Origin of the sequence: Streptomyces sp. NPDC021100 (genome assembly GCF_044333095.1) — a bacterium.
Classification (GTDB): domain Bacteria; phylum Actinomycetota; class Actinomycetes; order Streptomycetales; family Streptomycetaceae; genus Streptomyces.
The window spans coordinates 42,470-61,618 of sequence record NZ_JBIRQH010000022.1; the positions used below are offsets into that span (position 1 = coordinate 42,470).

At 70.9% G+C, this 19,149-nt stretch carries 11 protein-coding genes; 6 read left to right on the top strand and 5 right to left on the bottom strand.

Features of this window, described 5'->3' with window-relative positions:
* Window positions 1–39 precede the first annotated feature (39 nt).
* The gene (locus ACH4PU_RS29855) at window positions 40–1,623 is read left to right on the top strand and encodes an FAD-dependent oxidoreductase (protein ID WP_398278767.1); all 1,584 of its coding nucleotides are present in this window, start codon (window positions 40–42) and stop codon (window positions 1,621–1,623) included.
* Window positions 1,624–2,573: 950 nt separating this feature from the next.
* A complete protein-coding gene (locus ACH4PU_RS29860) occupies window positions 2,574–3,044 on the top strand; it encodes an MSMEG_6728 family protein (protein WP_398278770.1) in 471 nt (156 codons plus the stop codon).
* 414 nt (window positions 3,045–3,458) lie between these two features.
* Here ACH4PU_RS29860 and ACH4PU_RS29865 read toward each other — a convergent pair whose 3' ends face one another.
* The 3 genes from ACH4PU_RS29865 to ACH4PU_RS29875 form a co-directional block, all read right to left on the bottom strand.
* The gene (locus tag ACH4PU_RS29865) at window positions 3,459–6,089 is read right to left on the bottom strand and encodes an RICIN domain-containing protein (protein ID WP_398278773.1); all 2,631 of its coding nucleotides are present in this window, start codon (window positions 6,087–6,089) and stop codon (window positions 3,459–3,461) included.
* A gap of 42 nt (window positions 6,090–6,131) precedes the next feature.
* A complete protein-coding gene (locus tag ACH4PU_RS29870) occupies window positions 6,132–8,528 on the bottom strand; it encodes a non-reducing end alpha-L-arabinofuranosidase family hydrolase (RefSeq protein WP_398278776.1) in 2,397 nt (798 codons plus the stop codon).
* A gap of 340 nt (window positions 8,529–8,868) precedes the next feature.
* Window positions 8,869–10,446 (bottom strand): sigma-70 family RNA polymerase sigma factor, encoded by a 1,578-nt coding sequence (locus ACH4PU_RS29875; RefSeq protein WP_398278779.1) that lies wholly within the window; start codon window positions 10,444–10,446, stop codon window positions 8,869–8,871.
* A gap of 935 nt (window positions 10,447–11,381) precedes the next feature.
* Here ACH4PU_RS29875 and ACH4PU_RS29880 point away from each other — a divergent pair.
* The 3 genes from ACH4PU_RS29880 (at window position 11,382) to ACH4PU_RS29890 (ending at window position 16,339) form a co-directional block, all read left to right on the top strand.
* The gene (locus ACH4PU_RS29880; protein ID WP_398278782.1) at window positions 11,382–13,052 is read left to right on the top strand and encodes a CocE/NonD family hydrolase; all 1,671 of its coding nucleotides are present in this window, start codon (window positions 11,382–11,384) and stop codon (window positions 13,050–13,052) included.
* A gap of 599 nt (window positions 13,053–13,651) precedes the next feature.
* Window positions 13,652–14,704, top strand: coding sequence for a hypothetical protein (locus ACH4PU_RS29885; protein ID WP_398278785.1), 1,053 nt, complete (start codon window positions 13,652–13,654; stop codon window positions 14,702–14,704).
* Window positions 14,705–14,980: 276 nt separating this feature from the next.
* Window positions 14,981–16,339 carry an RICIN domain-containing protein gene (locus ACH4PU_RS29890; RefSeq protein ID WP_398278788.1) on the top strand — a complete coding sequence of 453 codons (1,359 nt, stop codon included), beginning with the start codon at window positions 14,981–14,983 and terminating at the stop codon, window positions 16,337–16,339.
* Window positions 16,340–16,390: 51 nt separating this feature from the next.
* Here ACH4PU_RS29890 and ACH4PU_RS29895 read toward each other — a convergent pair whose 3' ends face one another.
* Both ACH4PU_RS29895 and ACH4PU_RS29900 read right to left on the bottom strand, forming a co-directional pair.
* A complete protein-coding gene (locus ACH4PU_RS29895) occupies window positions 16,391–16,897 on the bottom strand; it encodes a hypothetical protein (RefSeq protein ID WP_398278791.1) in 507 nt (168 codons plus the stop codon).
* A 33-nt stretch (window positions 16,898–16,930) separates the two neighbouring features.
* On the bottom strand, window positions 16,931–18,028 hold the full coding sequence (locus ACH4PU_RS29900; RefSeq protein WP_398278794.1) for a hypothetical protein: 1,098 nt from the start codon (window positions 18,026–18,028) through the stop codon (window positions 16,931–16,933).
* Between the two features lie 395 nt (window positions 18,029–18,423).
* Between ACH4PU_RS29900 and ACH4PU_RS29905 the strand changes: the two genes are divergently transcribed.
* Window positions 18,424–19,143 (top strand): hypothetical protein, encoded by a 720-nt coding sequence (locus tag ACH4PU_RS29905; RefSeq protein ID WP_398278797.1) that lies wholly within the window; start codon window positions 18,424–18,426, stop codon window positions 19,141–19,143.
* The last annotated feature ends 6 nt before the right edge of the window (window positions 19,144–19,149 follow it).

The window sequence follows — 19,149 nt, forward strand, 5'->3', positions numbered from 1 at the left end:
TTGGGCGGGCATTAGCAGCGACGCTTCGAGGAGCCGATGATGAGCACAGCACAGTCCACGGACGTCGTGGTGGTCGGCAGCGGCCCCACCGGGCTCACGCTGGCCTACGAGCTCGCCCTCGCCGGAGTGCGCGTGGTCGTGATCGACAAGCTGGCCGATCCCAACGAGCACTCCAAGGCCCTGGGGCTGCAGCCGCGTACGGTCGAGGTCCTCGACATGCGGGGCCTCCTCGACGCCGTGCTGGAACGGTCGTTGACCCAGGTGTCCGACGCGCACTTCGCGGGGCTGCCCACCGTGATGCACTACCGCGGCTGGGGCAGCCGCCATCCGTACGGGGTGATCATCCCGCAGGACCGGGTGGAGGCCGTGCTCGAGCAGGCCCTGACGGAGCGGTACGGCATCCGGGTGCTGCGCTCCCACGAGCTGACCGGCATCGAGCAGGACGCCGACGGCGTGACGGCCGTCGTCGCGACACCCGAGGGCGACCTACGGTTCCGCGCCCGCTACTTGGCCGGGTGCGACGGGGGGCGCAGCACCGTCCGCAGGCGACTGGGCGTCGCCTTCCCCGGCACCCGGTCCGCCTTCGCCGGAGTCGTCGCCGACGTGACGCTGAAGAAGGGCGCCGACGCGATAGCAGCCCGCCCGAAGTCCATCCGTGACCTGCTCGGTTCCGAGAAGGCCCACCGCACCGGCATGACGTGGCCGCTGGTCCCGCTGCAGAACGGTCTCTACCGGGTGGTCTGGGGGATCTACGGGCGGTCCGAGGACGCCCCCGGCACCCCGGTGACCGAGGCGGAGGTCCACACGTCGGTGCGGCTGCGCTACGGCGACGCGGTGGAGGTCGACGAGATCCGCTGGCTGTCCCGCTTCACCGACTCCGCCTACCAGGCCGAACACTACCGGCGCGGCCGGGTGTTGCTGGCCGGCGACGCCGCGCACGTCCATCTGCCCGCCGCCGGGCAGGGGCTCAACCTCGGGGTGCAGGACGCCATGAACCTGGGGTGGAAGCTGGCCGCCGCCGTCAACGGCTGGGCTCCGGAAGGGCTGTTGGACAGCTACCACGCCGAACGCCACCCCATCGGCGCGAGCGTCGTGGAGAACACCCGTGCCCAGGCGGTGCTGACCAACCCGTCCGAGGAGTACGACGGCCTGCGGGCGATCTTCAGCCGGCTGCTGCGCATGGAGGACGTCAACCACTACCTCGCCGGCATGGTCTCGGGCCTGGACATCCGCTACCCGATGCCCGGCGGCGGCCAGGACGGGCCGGCCGGCACCCGGATGCCCGACCTCGACCTCGTGGTGCGGGGGGCGGAGAGCCGGGTGAGCACCCTGCTCCGGCCGGGCCGGGGACTGCTGCTGACCACCGGGGCCGCGGCGGCGCACCAGGCGCCGGCGGCACCGTGGGCGGACCTCGTCGAACGGGTCACCGCCGAAGCGCTGCCGGACTTCCCGGCCGCCGCGGCACTCGTCCGGCCGGACGGCTACGTCGCCTGGGCCGCCGCCGGCGCCCCGGACGACGGCGAGCGGCTGGCCGAGGCCCTGCGGACCTGGTTCGGCACACCCCGCCCGGCGGCCGCACCACCCGCCGCGACGGGCGACCCCGAGGCGGCCGTCGCCCGGTGACGGCTCGCACGCGCCTCCCCTGCCGACGGGCCGGCGGGCGGCACCGGGCCGGCCCGGCCGGGAGGCACCGAGGACACCGCGCGGCCGGCCGGCCGCGCGCCGGGTACTCCAGTCAGAAAACGGAGGTGCCTGAGCTGGTGCAGGCCTGGTCGCACACCGGTCCGCCCGCGACTTCCACGTACTCGTCTGGTCGTCAGGACGTCATCCTCCGTGTGAAGACGGCGGGGCACACGTCTTGGCGGGCCTGACCGTCGTACCCGCCCCGCCCGGCAGCATCCGCAGCTCGCGGCGGCCACCCGTGATGACCCATACGCTCACGTCCTGGGTCGATGCCTCGCGAAGCTCACCGCATACGGAGCCCGACGGCGTACGGACCCGTACAAGGTCCGTCTTCTGCTCCCCCGCGGTCATCCAGGCCGTGGCCACGGCCGCGGCAACCAGGGTGACACCCAGCACAGAGCACATCGCCGCGGCTTTCAGCGCTCTGCCCACACGGGCCACCTCCCGCCCCGTCCACCGGCGCAGCGCCTGTCCGCCGAGCACGATCTCCTCCCCCGGCCGTCCGTGCGACGCCCGGACGGCCGGCAGAGAGCCGGTGACGAGCACGAGGAACGCGCAGCCGAGAAGGCCTGACCCGATACGTCAGCACGCCTGTGGCAGGCTCGGTCACACCGCAGTGCAGCCGAGCCGGAACAGGGCCTGGGCCCGCTCCGATCCCGTTCCGTGCGCGGCCGCGCTTCCGGATCACCGGTCCCGTGGTGGCGAGGGCCCGTCCCGTTCCGGGTGAATCCGGGGACCGGCCCGACCTCCATGTCGCCCAGGCGGGCCGTCTCCTCCAGCGCGGACCACCCCGGCCGGCGCGTCCTTTCCTCATCCACCACGGTCACCTCGGCCGTGAATTCAGGGGAAGAAGGCGGGCACGGGCCTGCCCGTGCGGTAGGCATTTCCGCGTGCAGACATTCCTCCCGTACTCCGGCTTCACCCGCTCCGCCGAGGTCCTGGACCAGCCCCGGCTGGGCAAGCAGCGCGTCGAGGCGCTTCAGGTGCTGCGCGGCCTGACCGTGCCCGGCTACGGGTGGCGGCACCACCCCGCGGTGCGCATGTGGACCGGTTACGAGGAAGCCCTGGTCCGCTACGGCCTCGACGTGTGCGCGGTGTGGGTGGCGAAGGGGCACGCCGACACCTGCGCCACCACCCTGGTCACCGACTTCTCCCGGCACCGTCCCGGCGCCCCCGTGCGCCCCCAGGACGAACTCGCCGACGACGACGAGCTGCCGCCCTGGCTGGGGGACCCGGCCTTCCACCGCAGCCACCAGTCGGCACTGGTCCGCAAGGCGCGGGAGATCTACTCCCCGCTCTTCCCGGGCGTCCCCGACGACCTGCCCTACGTCTGGCCGGCCTCCGACCGCGCCCCGGCCTGACCCATGGGCACGGGATCAGAGCATGCGCGGTCCGGTCCGCGCCGAGGGCGAGACCGCCCTCGGCGTTCCCCGCCGGGGCGTGCCGGGGCCGGCTCCGCGCATGAGACGGACCGGGGGAAAGGGTGCGGCTTGTACGCACCGGCCCGCGCGAAGGCGAGGGCACGGTCATCAGCCGGCTGTGCACAGCAGCACCGCGTTCTGCCCGCCGAACCCGAAGGAGAAGCTCGAAGCCGTGCCCGTGGACCCGAGGCGCAGGCCGGCGTCGGCGCCGGGGGCCGGCCGGCTCTCGGCGCGCTGGGGCCCTGCCCCGAAGCCGCCCCTCCGACCGAGACGTCGCATCGGTCGGAGGGGCGCTTACCGTCGCTGACGGTGCGTCAGCTCACGGGCCGGACACGCACCCGCTCCGGCGCCGGGTCAGGACGGGTCGCCGTACTGGAGGCCGCGTCCGTTGGTGCCGATGTAGACGCGGCCGAAGGTGTCGGGGTCGCCGGTGACGACGCCGACGCCGCCGATGCCGCCCCACTGGTGGGCGTCGTCGTTGACGCGGAGCCAGGTGGCGCCCTTGTCGGTGGAGCGGAAGACCCCGCTGACGCCCTTGACGGTGCCGATCATGTACAGGGCCTGGTAGGAGGCGCCCGGTGCGGCCTTGCCGAAGCCGAGGGCGGAGGCGGACCCGACCGTGGTGAGGGGGGTGAACGTGCGCCCGCCGTCGGTGGAGTGCAGCAGCCCCTGGTCACCGCCGGCGATCCACAGGTCCCCGGCGACGCCGGGGACGGCCGTGAGCCGGCCGCCGGCGGGCAGGCCGGTGGCGCGGGCGGTGAAGGACGCTCCGCCGTCGGTGCTGACGTACAGCGTGCCGCCGGTGAGCGAGTAGAACGTCGTGGCCGAGGAGCGGTCGGCGACGACCACGGCGTCGGTGCCCAGACCGCGGACCTTCGACCAGGTGGCGCCCTTGTCGGCGGAGCGGTACGGGATCTGGCCGGATTCGGTCCAGACGATGGCGGAGCCGTCCGCCGCGAGCGCGACACGGCCGTCCCGGGCGCCGGCCACCGGCTCGGACGCGAAGCCGTGCCAGCTGGTGCCGCCGTCGGTGGAGTAGGCGCCGTCCTGCGCGCCGCCATGGCCGACGCGGACCATCATCGAGGGGTTGGCCTGAGCGAAGTCGATGTCGGTGCTGTTGGTCATCATCGGCTTGTCCAGGCGCCCGGCGGGCACCTTGGTCAGGTCGTCGTGGCGGAAGCCGCCCTGGTCGCCCATGGCGGTGATGACGGTGGCACCGCCGGGCGGGGCGATCGCGTCCATCAGCGCGGTCTCCTCCAGGCCGCGGGCGCCCACGGTCCAGTGGCTGGTGCCGCCGCCGTCGGTGGCGTCGGCGTCCTTGCTGCGCCAGATGCCGTTGCCGGTGCCGTACAGCACGTGCCCGGAGTCGAAGGGGTCGATGGCCAGGGCGGTCATCCAGTGCCCGGTGTGGGTGCCGATGTACGGAGCGGCGGAGGCGTTCCGTACCGACTTCCCGGCCAGCGCCTTCCATGTCGCGCCGCCGTCGGTGCAGCGGTAGACCTCGTCCCCGGGCCACCAGCGGTCGAGGGTGGTGACCATCACCGTGGACGGCTTGCGCGGGTCGACGGCCAGGCCGGAGAAGCCGTAGGTGCCCTGGGACGGGGAGATGTCCTTCCACGCCCCGCCCGCCGGGGTGTACTTCCACACCGAGCCCGCCGTCACGCCGTTGGGTCCGAGGTTGTCGGTGTACGTCAGGTACAGCGAACCGTCACCGGAGACCACGCCGTGCTGCGGCATCAGGCCGGTGGGCTGCCGGGGGACGGCCTGCCAGGTGGTGCCGCCGTCGGTGGAGCGGTAGAGGGAGGCGGACCTGTCGGCGACGCCGACGTACACCGTGTTGCTGCCGGCCGGGCCGTACGTCACGAAGGAGATGCCCGCACCGCTGCCCGCCCCGTCCTTGACCGGAAAAGAGGAGACCTGCCGCCATGTCGCCCCGTGGTCGGTGCTGCGCCACAGGCCGTTCTTGCGGGTGCCCAGCAGCAGGGTGCGGTGGTCCGAGGGGTCGATCGCCAGCCGTTCGCCCGCCCCGCGGCCGTCCTCGTTGCCGCCCAGCTTGAACGGCAGTTCGGTGCGCTGGAAGGTGCGGCCGCGGTCGGTCGAGCGCAGGATCGCGCCGTTGCCGGCCCAGTTGTTGGTGTAGGTGCCCGCCGCGAGGTAGAGCCGGTCGGGGTCGACGGGGTCGGTGGCCAGCGCGTCGATGCCCAGCAGGTTCCAGTCCTTCTCGCCGAGCCAGTCGGTGAGCGGGATCCACTGCTCGGCCGCGGTGTCCCAGCGGTAGGCGCCGCCCATGTCGGTGCGCGCGTACAGCAGCCCCTTCTCCCGCGGGTTGAACACCAGCCCGGTGACGTAACCGCCGCCGACCACCTGGGCGTTCTTCCACCTGTACGGTCCGGCCGCGGCCGCCCGGCCTTCGGTCGCCTTCACCAGCTTCCACTGCTGGTTGGTGCCGCCCCTGCCGGGATACTGGACGATCGCCGCGCCCTGGGCCGCGGAGCCTCCGGAGACGTCCAGGACCTGGCCGCTCTTGCGGGAGGTGATGGTGACGGCGCCGGAGCCGCTCACATCGTCGATCCGCCACTCCTGGGCGGCGGAGGAGCTGTCGGTCTGCTGCTCCACGGCGGCCGACGGGGCGGTCGAGCCGTTCGCCGTGCCCAGGACCTTGCCGCTGTTGCGGTTCACGAGCTTGTAGTAGCCGCCCCCGGTGGGCCGCGGTTTCCACTGCTGGTTGGCGGTGTTCCGGTCGGTCCACTGCTGGACGCGGGTGCCGTCGGCGGTGGAGTAGGCGTTGACGTCCAGCACCTTGCCGCTGCGCACGGAGACGAGCCGGTAGTAGGTATTGCCGTCGATCGTCGCGGCCTGGGAGCCCTCCTGGGTGAACAGGAGGTACGGCACGATGGCGGCGGGCACACCGAGCAGCAGACCGGTCGCGGTTTTCCTGCGACGGCGGTGACGCCCGCGGCGCCCTCCGCCCGTGGGGTTCTTCATGGGGAGGTGTTCTCCTTGCGTGTTCACCGTGGATCGGGCAGGTCAGCGCTGCAGGGTGAGGACACCCGGGCGGTACGGCAGCCGGTCGTAGGGGCCGCTCGCGGCGGGGGACTTGCCCTGGTAGAGGAACCGCAGGTGGCAGGGGTCGACGGTCATGGTCTGGTCGGGGTTGTCGCGGACCAGGTCACCGTGGCTGATGTCGTCGGTCCATGTGGCACCGCTGTTGGCCTTGCCCGCGAAGGGGTTGCTCTCACTGCCGGCCTGCGGGGTCCACGGACCGCTCAGGCCGGTGGCCGTGAACGAGCGGAAGTACCGCGTCTTCTTCGCGCCCTTGGCTTCGACGATCATGAGGTACCGGTTCTGTCCCTGAACCTTGTAGACCTGCGGCGCCTCGAAAAGGTTGTCCGGCGTGTCGCTCATGGCCGTCGTGTACGAGGAGCCGAAGTCACCCGGGAAGTTCCCGATCGGCATGCTCGCCCGGTAGATCTTGCCGTTGTCTCCGGCGAAGAACAGATACATGTTCCGGTCGTCGGCGATCAGGGTCTGGTCGATCGGGCCGGTCGGGGAGTCGGTGCGCGGGATGCCGCCGGTGAACAGCGGCCGGGGCGCGGACCAGCCGTCGGGCTTGGTGGGGTCGCTCGACGTACGGTAGGCGAAGGGCCACGTACCCCACTGGTAGGCCAGGACCCAGATGTTCTTGGGCGCGAAGTAGAACAGTGTGGGCGCCACCGCGCCCTGCTTCATACCGGTCTGCCGGGCCGAGGCCATGTCCGACCAGTTCGTGAAGGGGCCGAACGCCATCGAGCCGTACGAGGTTCCCGACGCGCTCGACGCGTAGACCAGGTGCTTGCCGTGGTGCATCACGTGGGTGAAGTCCTTCACCGCGGTCCACCCGTTCGACGGCTGTGCGAGGGCGCCCGTCGAACTCCACTTGTACGTGGCGGGAAGAGCGCACGTGCCGCCGCCCGCCCCGGAGGGGGCGGTCCACTTCTGGTTGCCGGCGGACGCGCAGGCGTACAGCTGGATCCTGGTGCCGTTCGCGGTGGCCGCGCCGACGGCGTCGAGGCACAGCCCGGACCGGACGCCGGTGATCGTGCCGTTGGCGTTGATGTCCCACTGCTGGTCGGCGCCGCCGTTGCAGTCCCGGATGACCACCGGGGTGCCGTTGGTGGTGCCCATGCCCCTGGCGTCCAGGCACTTGTCGTCGTAGGTCTTCAACTGCTTGGCGGCAGTGCGGGTCCAGCGCTGGCCGGCCCGGCCGCCGCAGTCCCACAGTCGCACGGGCGTGCCGTTGGCTGTGGCGGAGTCGGGGATGTCGACGCAGCGGCCGGAGGCCACGCCCTTGATCTCCCCGGTGCCGGCGGCCGGCCCGGGCGGGGTGGTCCCGGAACCGGAGCGGAGAGCGTTCATGACGGCGGTGTAGGCGGGCTTGGGCTTGCCGTTGTCGTCGAACAGCAGGGGGCTTTCGTCCCTGCGCCAGGAGTCGCCGTCCCGGATGCCCCACACCGTGATGCCGGTGCACCGGGCCACGGACAGGCAGGTGGCGACCGTGTTCGCGTAGGGGGTGGGTGATGCCTGGGCGATGTCCAGTTCGGTGATCTGGACGTCGACGCCCAGGGCGGCGAAGCCGGCCAGGGTGGTCTTGAAGCTCGCCGGCGGGCCGCCCGCTCCGAAGTGGCTCTGGAACCCGACGCAGTCGATGGGGACCCCGCGGGACCTGAAGTCCTTGACCATGTGGTAGACACCCTGGGTCTTGGCGTCCGACCAGTTCTCGATGTTGTAGTCGTTGTAGCAGAGCTTGGCCGAGGGGTCGGCCGCACGGGCGGTACGGAACGCTTCCTCGATGAAGCCGTCGCCCAGCACGTCCTGGAACGCCGAACCGCGGTGCCGGGACGAGCCGTCGGCGAAGGCCTCGTTGACCACGTCCCAGGCGTAGACCTTGCCCTTGAAGTGGGTCATCTCGGTGGTGATGTGGTTCCTCATCGCACTGCGCAGGGCGTTGGCGTCGGTGAGGGACTTGACCCAGTCGGGCAGTTGCCTGTGCCACACCAGGGTGTGGCCGCGCATCCGCTGCCCGTGCGCGGTGGCGCGACCGGCGATCCGGTCGGCCGGGCCGAAGGTGAAGGTGCCGCGGGAGGGTTCGGTGGCGTCCCACTTCATCTCGTTCTCCGGGGTGATCATGTTGAACTCCCGGTCGAGGATCGTGGAGTACGCCGGGTCTCCGAGTCTCCCGGCGGCCACGGCCGTGCCGAAGTACCTGCCCGAGGGGGCCGCCTGGGTGCCCAGGGTCGCGGCCCCGGCGGAGCCGGGCAGGAGCGTGACGGCACCGGCCACCACCGCCGCGGCCGCCAGTCCTGTCGTCAGGGTCCTGCGGAGCCGGTGCTTCGACTCTCGTCGGGGGGCGCGGGGCGCCCGATGTTCGTGGGTGTGTCGCGTCATGTGAGCGGCTTTCTTCAGGGGATCCGTCAAGCGGGAAGTCGGGAGCCCTGTCACGCCGGCACCTCATCGTGGACGGCGGGAAGGGCACCCCCTGAAGTGGAGGCTTTCGAACGCGCGGCCTCGTAACGGAAAAGTCGCGCCGTCCCGCGCGATTGCTCAGTGATGCATCTCGCAGCCGGAAAGCGTTACCACGGGCCCCGCCGTCCGGTCGTCCCCCTGGGCGGGGCGGCGCGGCACTCGGCTCACCGCCGGATGGGACAGGTGGGGGGCGGGAGGGCGCCGCGGGATCACCGGCCGTCGCCGAGCGACCTCACGGCCCGGAATGCTCGACGAGCGGTTGTCAGGCCCGGGCCCCGCGCACGATGAAGGAGGCCTGGCCGGTGAAGGCCCGGCTGCCGTCGGAGCCGTCGAGCCAGATGCCCCCGTCGCGGTGGCGGAGGACGGATCCGGGATAGTTGTGGGCGTGCAGGGTCACCGACCCGGATGCCGCCCCGGGGCGTGGACAGAAGGTGGCGTCTTCACGGAACAGTTCGCTGCCGTCGTCGGCGCTCAGGCGGAGCCGCAGGTATTGATGGCGCAGGTACCGGCCGTCCGCGGCGCGGAAGGTGACGCACCGGTTGTCGGCCAGCCCCCTGGTGACCGTGAAGGTGACCCGTTGCCGTGCCCGCGCGCCGCCGGACGCGGGGGTTCGGCCGCCGATCGTCGCGAAGTCGCCGGCATACGTGACGAACAGGCCGGGTTGGTCCACGGACTCCAGCGACTGCGCGCCGAGTGGAACGGCGCCTGCGGCGGCTGACGGACTCACCGTGGGGGACGGCGTCGAGGACGGCGTCGGGGACGGAGTGGCCGACGGGGCGGTACGCGACGGGATCGGCGTGGGAGTGCCGACCGCGGGAGCGGCGACGACGGCCGGCACCCGAGGCGCCGGGTCGGGCCAGGCCGCGTAGGTGGCGGCTCCGGCGACGAGCACCGCGCCGGTGGCCAGGCTCGCCATCGGATGAGCGGTCACCACCTGCAGTTTGCCCAGCAGCGAGCCGTGCGGACCGCCTCCCGCCGTCGCCTTCGCCGTGCCGACGGTGGCGTGTGCCGTGGCCGACCCGGCGGCGCTCGCGGCCGTACCGGACAGCAGGCCCTTGGCGGCCAGCGCCGCGACGAGTGTGGCCGGGACGGCCAGCGGCGTGAGGTGGAGGAGCAGCAGCTCGGCCGGAACCCGTTCCGTCGTCGTCGCCGTGCAGACGGGGCAGTCGCGGGTGTGCCGCGCGATCCGCTTGCGCCACACGGATGCGGGGAGACCGTCCCAGCCGGCGACGGTCTCGTTCAGCCGCGGACAGCGCGGGTCCGCCTCCAGCGCGGCGACGATCGTCCGGCTCAGTTCCAGTTGCTCGCGCATGCGTTGCAGGCGTACTCCCGCGTGGGCGGCGCTGAGCCCCGTCGCGTCGGCGATGTCGTGGCGGCTCAGCAAGCCGGCGCACTCCTGCCACCACAGCGCCAACAGCACCCGATGGTCCGGGTCGAGCCACCGGCCGGCTTCGGCCACCCGGCGGCGCTCGTCCGATAGGCGCAGACGCAAGATCGTCGCGTCCTCGAGTGCGGTGCCGGCGTGCGGTGTCCGGAGCGCCTCGTCGATGACCGTGGTCCGGCCGGCGAGAGTGCGTTGCCGCTGCCAGTGGGTGTTGATCTGGCGGAGCGTGATCGACACCAGCCAGGACCGGAAGCTTTCCGGAGTCCGCAGGCCGGGAAGGTCCCGCACCGCGCGCAGCAGCGTTTCCTGGACGACGTCGTCGACGTCGGCATGCCCGCTCAGCGCTCGCCCGACGATGTTGTAGACCAACGGCAGGTATGCGGCGATCAGTTTCTCGCGCGCCCGGTCGTCACCGGCCTGCGCCGCGACGACCAGCTCCGCGTGGTCCACATCCATGAGCCCCATTCCCACCCTCTCCGGGGAGCGATCCGCCGAGTACGGCGGCATACCTTAGCTTCGGCAAAGGTTCACGGCCAAAGCCGCGGCCTCGGGGTGGACGAGCCGACCTGTGCCGACTCGTAGGGCCCGCCATCTCGGGGCGAGCGTCATCTCGGCGTCGGGACACCGCCCGCGACGCCCGTACCGCGCATCACGCGCACCTGGGGCGGGCCGACTTCGTGACGCCGAGACCACGCGGGAACCGTCCGGCCCACCCCCGTCGTGTCCGGGCCCAGCGGGTGGGCGTCACCGGGCGGTGGCGACGGATCAGGAGTGTGCCGCTCCTGTCGAGCCGAAGCGTACGGCGAGTGCCGTCACGCCCGTCGCGTCCCACGTGGCGCCGACGCCCGCGAGGGCCCAGCCTCCACCGCAGGTGGTGTCCGCGTAGAGGGACGCCGAGTTCGCATGCGGCTGGGGCGGCGAGCCTATTCGGCAGTGGAATTGAGGCGCCGACGCGGTGAGAGGCAAGAGCCGCTCATCACCTGGCGCGCACTGTCCTCACCCGTCCATCCCCGAGCCGTGACAGCGGGCCGCTGTGCATTCAAACGGCCCCAAGGAACGGGGACAATGACGCACAAGCGTTCGCGATGAGTAATGCGCCACAACAGTTGTGGCAGTCGGTACCACATGGCGTCCCATGTGCCGAACGGGCTGCCCGACGCTCCGCCCGGACCGGCCGTCGCCCGAAGGGGAGGCCCGCGAGGTCCCTGCCGCGAGGTCTGCCACCGGCATTGGCCGGAAGCACAACCCCACGCAATTCACCTGCTGGCAGCGTGGCTTGTCGACCCCCTACGGTGAATCCGCAGACCAGCTCCATTGACAGATGCGGCGACGGAGCCGCCTTGGCCCCGGTCGGCCGGCGCAGGGCGGCAACCATGGAATGGGGAGCGGTTGTGAACGCAGCGAATGCGCCGTCGGACGAAGGCCGGGAGAACCCGGCCCAGCCGGTGAGTCTCTACCCGGAGCTGGACGAGGCGTTACTGACGCGGTTCGTCGACGCGCTGGAGTCGGGCGACACCATCGGGCCGGCGCCCCTTCGCGCCGAGGAGGTCACGGCAGCCCGCCGGCTGGTCCGCTTCAGCCGGGTGACGGTGCCCGGGGCCGGAGGGGCCGGGCTGGACGGCGCGCTGTGGAAGCACCCGCCCGGCGAGTCCCGGCCGCTGATCGTCATGCCCTCGCCGTGGACCGACGTCGGCTGGTGGGTCTACGCCGTCCAGGCCACCCTCTTCGCGCTGGAGGGTTACAACATTCTGGCCTACACCGCACGCGGCTTCGGCCGGTCCGAGGGAGAGGTCGAGGTCGCGGGGCCCGAGGACGTCTCCGACGGCTCCCTGGCACTCGGCTACCTCATCGAGCAGTCGGGCGGCACGTTCACCAAGGCCGGCTTCCTCGGCGACTCGTACGGTTCCGGCATCAGCCAGCTCGTCGCCGCCCATGACGAGCGGGTGTCGGCGGTCGTCGCCATGAGCACCTGGGGGGACCTGGGCGAGGCGTTCTACGAGAACTCCACCCGTCACACCGCTGCCGTGCAGGGGCTGTTCGACGCCGCGAAGAACGCCCGCCTCAGCGAGCGCACCCAGGAGATCTTCGCCGACGTGCTGGCCGGCCGGAATGTTTCCAAGACCCTGGAGTGGGCCCACGAGCGGTCCCCGTACACTTACGTGGACCTTCTCAACAGCCGTGCGATTCCCGTGTACTTCGCGCATGCCTGGCACGAGACGCTCTTCCCGACCAACCAGACGCTGAAGGTATTCAACGCGCTCACCGGACCGAAGCACATCACCCTGTCGATCGGCGACCACTCCGGCCCCGAGACAGCCGGCACGATCGGGCTGCCCAACCGGATCTGGGAGGGCGCGCACCGCTGGCTGGCCCACCACCTCAAAGGGGAGCCCGACGCCAGCGACACCGAAGGGCAGGTGTCCGGTCACCTGATGTGGAAAGGCCCCTTGGACGATGCGGAGACCTGGGATGCCTTCACCGGACGTCCCGAGCCGCTGTACCTGACCGGCGCGGTCCAGGACACGGGCGACGGCGCGCTGACGGACAAGCCCGGAACCGGGTGGAGCCTGACTTTCCGGACTGGCACCGACACCCCCGCCATCGTCGCCGACAAGATCATTCAGACCGGCGTCGAGGAGATGAAGGGACGCCCCAAGGAGTACCCCACCGGTGACATCGACCGCGCCGACGCCGGCGTGTGGGTGAGCACGCCGACGCCCGGCGCGGCAACGCTCCGCGGCATCCCACGGCTCCGGCTGACGTACACCGCGAGCTCCCCGCAGATGACGTTCGTGGCGCACCTCTTCGACGTCGACGACACCGGGAAGGCGCACATCATCACGCACGCGCCGTTCACGGATGCCGACGCCGCCATCGGCCGGCCGGCGACCGTCGACATCCTGCTCCAGGCCACCGGCTACACCGTCCCGGCCGGGCACCGGCTGATGCTCGTCCTGGACGCCAGGGACCCCTTCTACAGCGACGCCAACAAGCTCGGCGCCACCATCACCGTCTCATCACCGGCCGACGACCCCTCCTGCCTCGAAATCCCACTGGTCTGACCGCCCGGGGGCCCCGCCGCTCCGTGGACGGTCGAGGCAAGGGCGGTTACCGGGCGTCGCCCGCCTGCCGGAGGGAGCCGCGGACCGTTCCGTCAGGGAGGGCCACCATCCGGCCGGACGGCAGCGAGAAGTCGCGGCACTTGTGACCGACGGCCGGCGGCCGCCACCGCGTCGGGGCGCCGGCCGGAGACAAGGGGGTGGGGTGGGCATGGGGCGAGGAGAAGGTCTTCGTAGACGTGTTGGCGGCGGCCGGCGATGCGGTCGTGCGGGAGGCGGGCAGCGCGATCGGGCCGGCCGGCGTCGATGAGAGCACGGGCGAGGGGGTCCCGGATGATTCGGGCTCCACGCGTACGCCGCCGAGACGTTCGGCGCGTTCGCCCAAGGCGATGAGCAGGCCGACGGCTTGGCCGGGCCGGCCCGCCGTGAGGTGGGCCAGGGCCCAGCGACGGGAGCCAGGACCTCGGAGCAGTCGGGACGCGGCCTGACGCACCGCCATAGAGCGGTGCTGGGCCCGCATACGGCAACAGAGGACAACTCATCCCATACAGATGGGGACATTCCCCCGGTTTGAAGAGCCGGGGCGAGCAGGGGGGAAGAGCATGACGATTCCTTCGACTCCGGGCATGACCTGGGGCACGGTGGCCTCGCTCGGCGGGCAGCTGACCGGCAATCCGGCGGTGGCGCCCTCGTCGGACGGCCGCCTGGAGGTGTTTGTCAGGAACCGTGCCGACAACGCGCTGTCGACCAGCCATCAGCAGACGTGGGGCGGTTGGTCCGACTGGGAGAACCTGGGCAGCGGCATCCTGTCCGGCGATCCCTCCGCGCTGCGGACGGCCGCGCGGCGCATCGGGCTGTTCTTCCGGAACAGCGAAGGCGACCTCGAGCACCCCTGGCAGACGGTCATCAACGGGACCTACGGCGCCGGGGCGACGCTGGCCACTCATATCGCGGGCGACCCGGTCCCCGGGCTGGACGCCGACGGACGTCCGGAGGCGTTCTTCCGGGGCACCGACGGCGCTCTGTGGCACGTGTGGGAGACCACCAAGTCCGGCTACGGAAACTGGACCGGCCCGGCCGGCCTGGGCGGATCCATGTCCGGCGACCCGGCCGTGGCGACGGACGCCCGTGGCAGGCTCCAGGTGTTCTTCCGCGGCACCGACGGTCACCTGTGGGTCGTCCGGCAGCGGGACGCCAACAGCAACAGCTGGGACAGCCCGGTGAGCATCGCGCAGGACATCGGCGGCGACCCGGTCGTCGGCACCAACGCCGACGGGCGCCTGGAGGTGTTCTTCCGCGGCACCGACAACGCCCTGTGGCACCTGCCGCAGACCGACGACTACAACGGCTGGGACAAACTGACCAGCCTCGGAGGCACCCTCACCGGAAACCCGGCCGTCGCCAGGGCCGCCGACGCCCGGCTCGCCGCCTTCCACTGGGGCGGCGGCCACCTCTGGGTCAACGAGCAGACCATCGTCAACGGCGCCGACTGGAGCGCCCACGAGCGGATCGCGCAGAACGTCGGCGGCGAACCCGTCGTGGAGGCCAACGCCGACGGACGCCTGGACGTGTTCTTCCACGGTACGGACCACGCGGTCTGGCACATCGCCCAGATGTTCGGCCGGCAGGCAGCGGGATACGCGACCGCGCCCTGACATCCGCCGGCCCAGCTGACGGATCAGCGGCCGGCCGTGTCCGGTGGACACCAGTCGCCACCGTGGGCGATGCCGGTGTCACACGGCGGGCCCGCCGGGCGTGCCCCTCGTCGGGGCGGCGGGCGGGGTGCCGGGGAAGCCCGGCACCCCCTTCGCCCAGCGCTCGCCGCCGCCACGGCTCTCCTCGCCCTCGCAACCCCAGTACTCTCATGGCTTTTTGCAATCAATCGAAAACCGTCCGTAGTGGGCGGTCGGTGAACGGTGAAGGGGATGACGATGAGCACTGCCCACGCGGCAACCACAGACGGCGAGCACTCCGACCCTCCGATCAGCACGTTCGCAGGGGCAGGCGCTGGGACCTTCGGCGGTGACGGCGGCCCCGCCACCGCCGCCCAGTTGCAGTACCCGGTAGGGGTGGCGGTGGACGGCACCGGCGCCGTCTACATCGCCGACCAACACAACCACCGGGTGCGGAAGGTCACGACCGACGGGAAGATCAGCACATACGCGGGCACGGGTGCCGGGACCTTCGGCGGTGACGGCGGCCCCGCCACCGCCGCCCAGTTGCAGTACCCGTTGGGGGTGGCGGTGGACAGCACCGGCTCCCTCTACATCGCCGACCAACACAACCATCGAGTGCGGAAGGTCACGACCGACGGGAAGATCAGCACATACGCGGGCACGGGTGCCGGGACCTTCGGCGGTGACGGCGGCCTGGCCACCGCCGCCCAGTTGCAGTACCCGGCGGCGGTGGCGGTGGACAGCACCGGCACCGTCTACATCGCCGACCGATACAACCAACGGGTGCGGAAGGTCACGGCTGACGGGAAGATCAGCACGTACGCCGGTGCGGGTGCCGGGACCTTCGGCGGTGACGGCGGCCCCGCCACCGCCGCCCAGTTGAACTACCCGGCGGGGGTGGCGGTGGACAGCACCGGCTCCCTCTACATCGCCGACGTCAACAACCACCGGGTGCGGAAGGTCACGACCGACGGGAAGATCAGCACATACGCCGGTGCGGGGGCTGGCACCTTCAGCGGTGACGGCGGCCCTGCCACCGCCGCCCAGTTGCAGTACCCGTTCGGGCTCGCTGTGGACTGCGTCGACACCCTCTACATCGCCGACCAACACAACCATCGGGTCCGGAAGGTCGCGTCGGCGAGGATGGCCGGGCTGCCCGATACGGGCACGGTGGTCTCCTGGGCCAACATCCGGAGCCGGTTGCGGATGGGGGTTCTGCGCGAGTCCACCAAGGACGGGGCCGAGGTCCACCAGTTGCTCGCCGCCGCCAGGGATCACCAGCGGTGGCGGCTGGTCGCGGCAGGTCAGGAGAACGGCGACGTCCTGTACAGGATCGAGAACGTGCGCAGCGGCAAGGTCCTGGAGGTCGTCGGAGCGCAGGAGGCGGCCGGGGCGGTGGTCGCGCAGCGCGCCTACGAGGGTGCTGACGCACACCACCAGCAGTGGAGGCTGATCCCCATGGGACCGGTGACCGGCACCCCGCGGGTGTACGAGATCGCGAACCGGAACAGCGGTCTGCTCCTGCGAGTCGACACCAACGCCCGCGCGGTGATCAAGCAGGACGAGGCGGAGGGTGACCCCCGAGGCCGACAGTGGCAGCTGCTCCCTGCGTGACACAGGAGGGGTCAGGGGCGACCTCGCCCCTGACCCCTCGGCCCTCCGGCCTTACTCGGACTCGAAACGGGACGGTTTCTCGGCGGTCGCCTTGGGCGCCTGGGCTTCGGGTGCCTTGGGCGCTTCGGGGGCCTTGGGGGCCTTGGGGTAATCGCTCTTCGGCTTGTCCCCCAGGTCCTGATTCTTCTGAAGGTCGGGGTGCCCCGTCACCGTCGTGCTCGATGCCCGCATGCCGGCGGCCGCCGCCGTGGACACCGAGCCGGAATCCTTGGCGTACTCGGACTGCGCATCGGCTGACGCCTGGGTGGTCCGGATGAAGGAGCCGAGGAAGCCCAGGACGGCCCGCGCTTCGGGCGACGTCTCCCGCACGACCTTCGCCCGGGAGGAAGCCCCGTGGATGGCGCTGTTGAACAGGCTCGTGCTCGTGTCGTCGTACGTGTCGTCGCCGGCGTCTTCGAAGTCGACACCCGCCCCCGGCTGCGGCTTGTCGCCATCGGTGGTCACCGAGAAAAGCCCCGCGCCTTTGCCCGCGAAGTCGAAGATGTTGCCGAACACCATGGTCGTCACCCCTGGTCGTCGTCGTTCGCCCGGTCAAGACTGCTTGTGCAGTGCCCGTTGGCTGTCGGTCAGGCTCTCGCCGTCGAACATCGTGTGGTGGACCTCCAGGGCGGAGACGACCTCGGCCAGCCCCATCATGCGGAAGCCGCCGCCCGCCAGGTCGAGGTCGCCGATGGGGCGGGCGACCACCCGGTCGAGGCCGGGATGGTCCCCGGACTGAGGGGGAGAGAGGACCGCCACCGGCACGTCGTACTTCACCGCGATCAGCCCGGAGAAGGTCACCGGGATCTCGTAGCAGTACTGCTTGCGGCAACGCCGCTGCGTGGCGATCGTCTGCACACGGGAGCTCGGCGGGACCTGGCCGGAAATCTGCGATCGCGAGGTCCAGCTGGTGTTCAGGGAGCCGCCGACGGAGGCCGTGATGCCCAGCATCAGCTGTGCGTTGAGCGTCGCGGTGCCGGTGGCGGTGCCCGTGGTATTGAAGCCCACCGAGTGCGTCATCGTATTCGCCGCGGAGTTCGTCATCGCGTTCCGCATGCCCATCTCGGTGCCGTTGGCGTTGTCCACTCCGACGTTGTCCTTGCTGTTCTTGTTGGTGGCCGTGTTGGTGTTCCTGGCCGCCACCTCGTTCTGGAGCTGTGTCTGAAGCTGCGCCTGGAGGTCCATCCGGAGCGTGTTCTGCAACTGCAACTGCAGCTGCGCGCTGACGCTGCCGCCGAAGGTGAGCTGGGCCGTCCCCTGGAGCGACCACGTGATCCCGTTCGACACGGTGAAATCGACCGAGTCGGTGAAGGTCATCGCAGACGCCTGGCTGCGGTTGACGTAGGCGCGCGAGGAGAACGTGTCGGGCGGGGGCTGGCCGATATCGCACCGTTCCTCGATCAGCGGCTCCCCCAGGTTCATGTAGGCGATCCATCCCAGCTGGAAGGCGGAGCCGGGGAAGGCGCCGAAGCTCGACTTGTTCACGGAGAAACCGACGGGCTTGTGCCGCACACCGTAGTCGTCGACGTAGACCAGGTTGGGGTCGTTCAGGATGGCCTGCCAGGTCTGCTCGATGTTGAGCTCCCGCAGGTTCTTCTTCGTCAGCGGCTGGCGCTTGGCCCGATCCAGGTTGTACGCGTTGGAAGACATTTCCCGCCCTCGACTAATCTGGCCGAATACTGCCCGGTGAAATGCAAGCGAGGCCATGCGTACGTTCCGAAACGCGAAGCTAGCACGGGCTCCGCACTCCCGGGAAGGGTGTCTCCTTATTATGTGCTCAATCGAGTGACAGGGCTCGGGCACTATCACAACTCGCCTGAGATATAAGGTAACTTGGGACCTGACGATTGCCCGATCGAAGACTTCCGGAATCTTCTTTCCTGTCGATTCCGCGGCCTTGACCGCCGCTGCGGACGAGGTGTCCAATCGGTTTTGGAGCCGTTTCCATCGAATGCGGTCGAGTATGCGGAGATACCGCGCGACAGGCCACTGCACCGAGCGTCCGACCCGTTGTTCTCCCATTCAGAACAGGTGAGGTTTCCGCGATGTACACCCAAGAACGCACGGTCATGTCGAACCTGGTGGTCGGCGGGCCGGTGGCGGTGAACAGCTACGACAACGCGATCGTGGCGGCACTGGTCGAAAATCGTCCGGTCATGCTCGTCCACGCCTTCAACGGCGGCTACCTCCGGCCGACCGAGCTGGCCGAGGCGAGCCACGACAAGGGGGTCAAACTGGCCACCGCGCTCGACCCGGCCACCAAGGAGGCGAAGGGCCACCTCTGGTACATCACCCCCGCCGGCTTCTTCGGACAGCGACCGCTGTACTTCATCGAGAGCGCCGCGGGCCAGGTCTCGCCCCAACCCGCGGGAGTGAGCCAGGCCGACGACGGCCGCGGCGACGACGGCGCGCCCAAGCCGCAGCGCAGGCGCATCACCGTCCACCAGGAGGCTCCCCAGAGCACGGCCGACACCGTCCAGGTGGGCCTGCCCGACAAGGTGGGCGACAAGTGGCGCGGGAAGAACGGCGCGCCCGAGGACAGCCAGCTGTGGGTCGTCACGGTGACGCCGTGGGGCGGGATCACGTTCGTGCCGATCACCCACCCCGACGCCATCCTCGGGTTCAAGGACCACGCGGTGGCGGCCGACAGCGAAGTGCGCCTCACCTACAACTGGGGCGGAGACTTCACCGGGACGGTCATCAACACCTTCTACCCGCGGCTACCCAACGAGTGGAGCGTCCCCTACCACCACGTCTTCACATGACCGGCG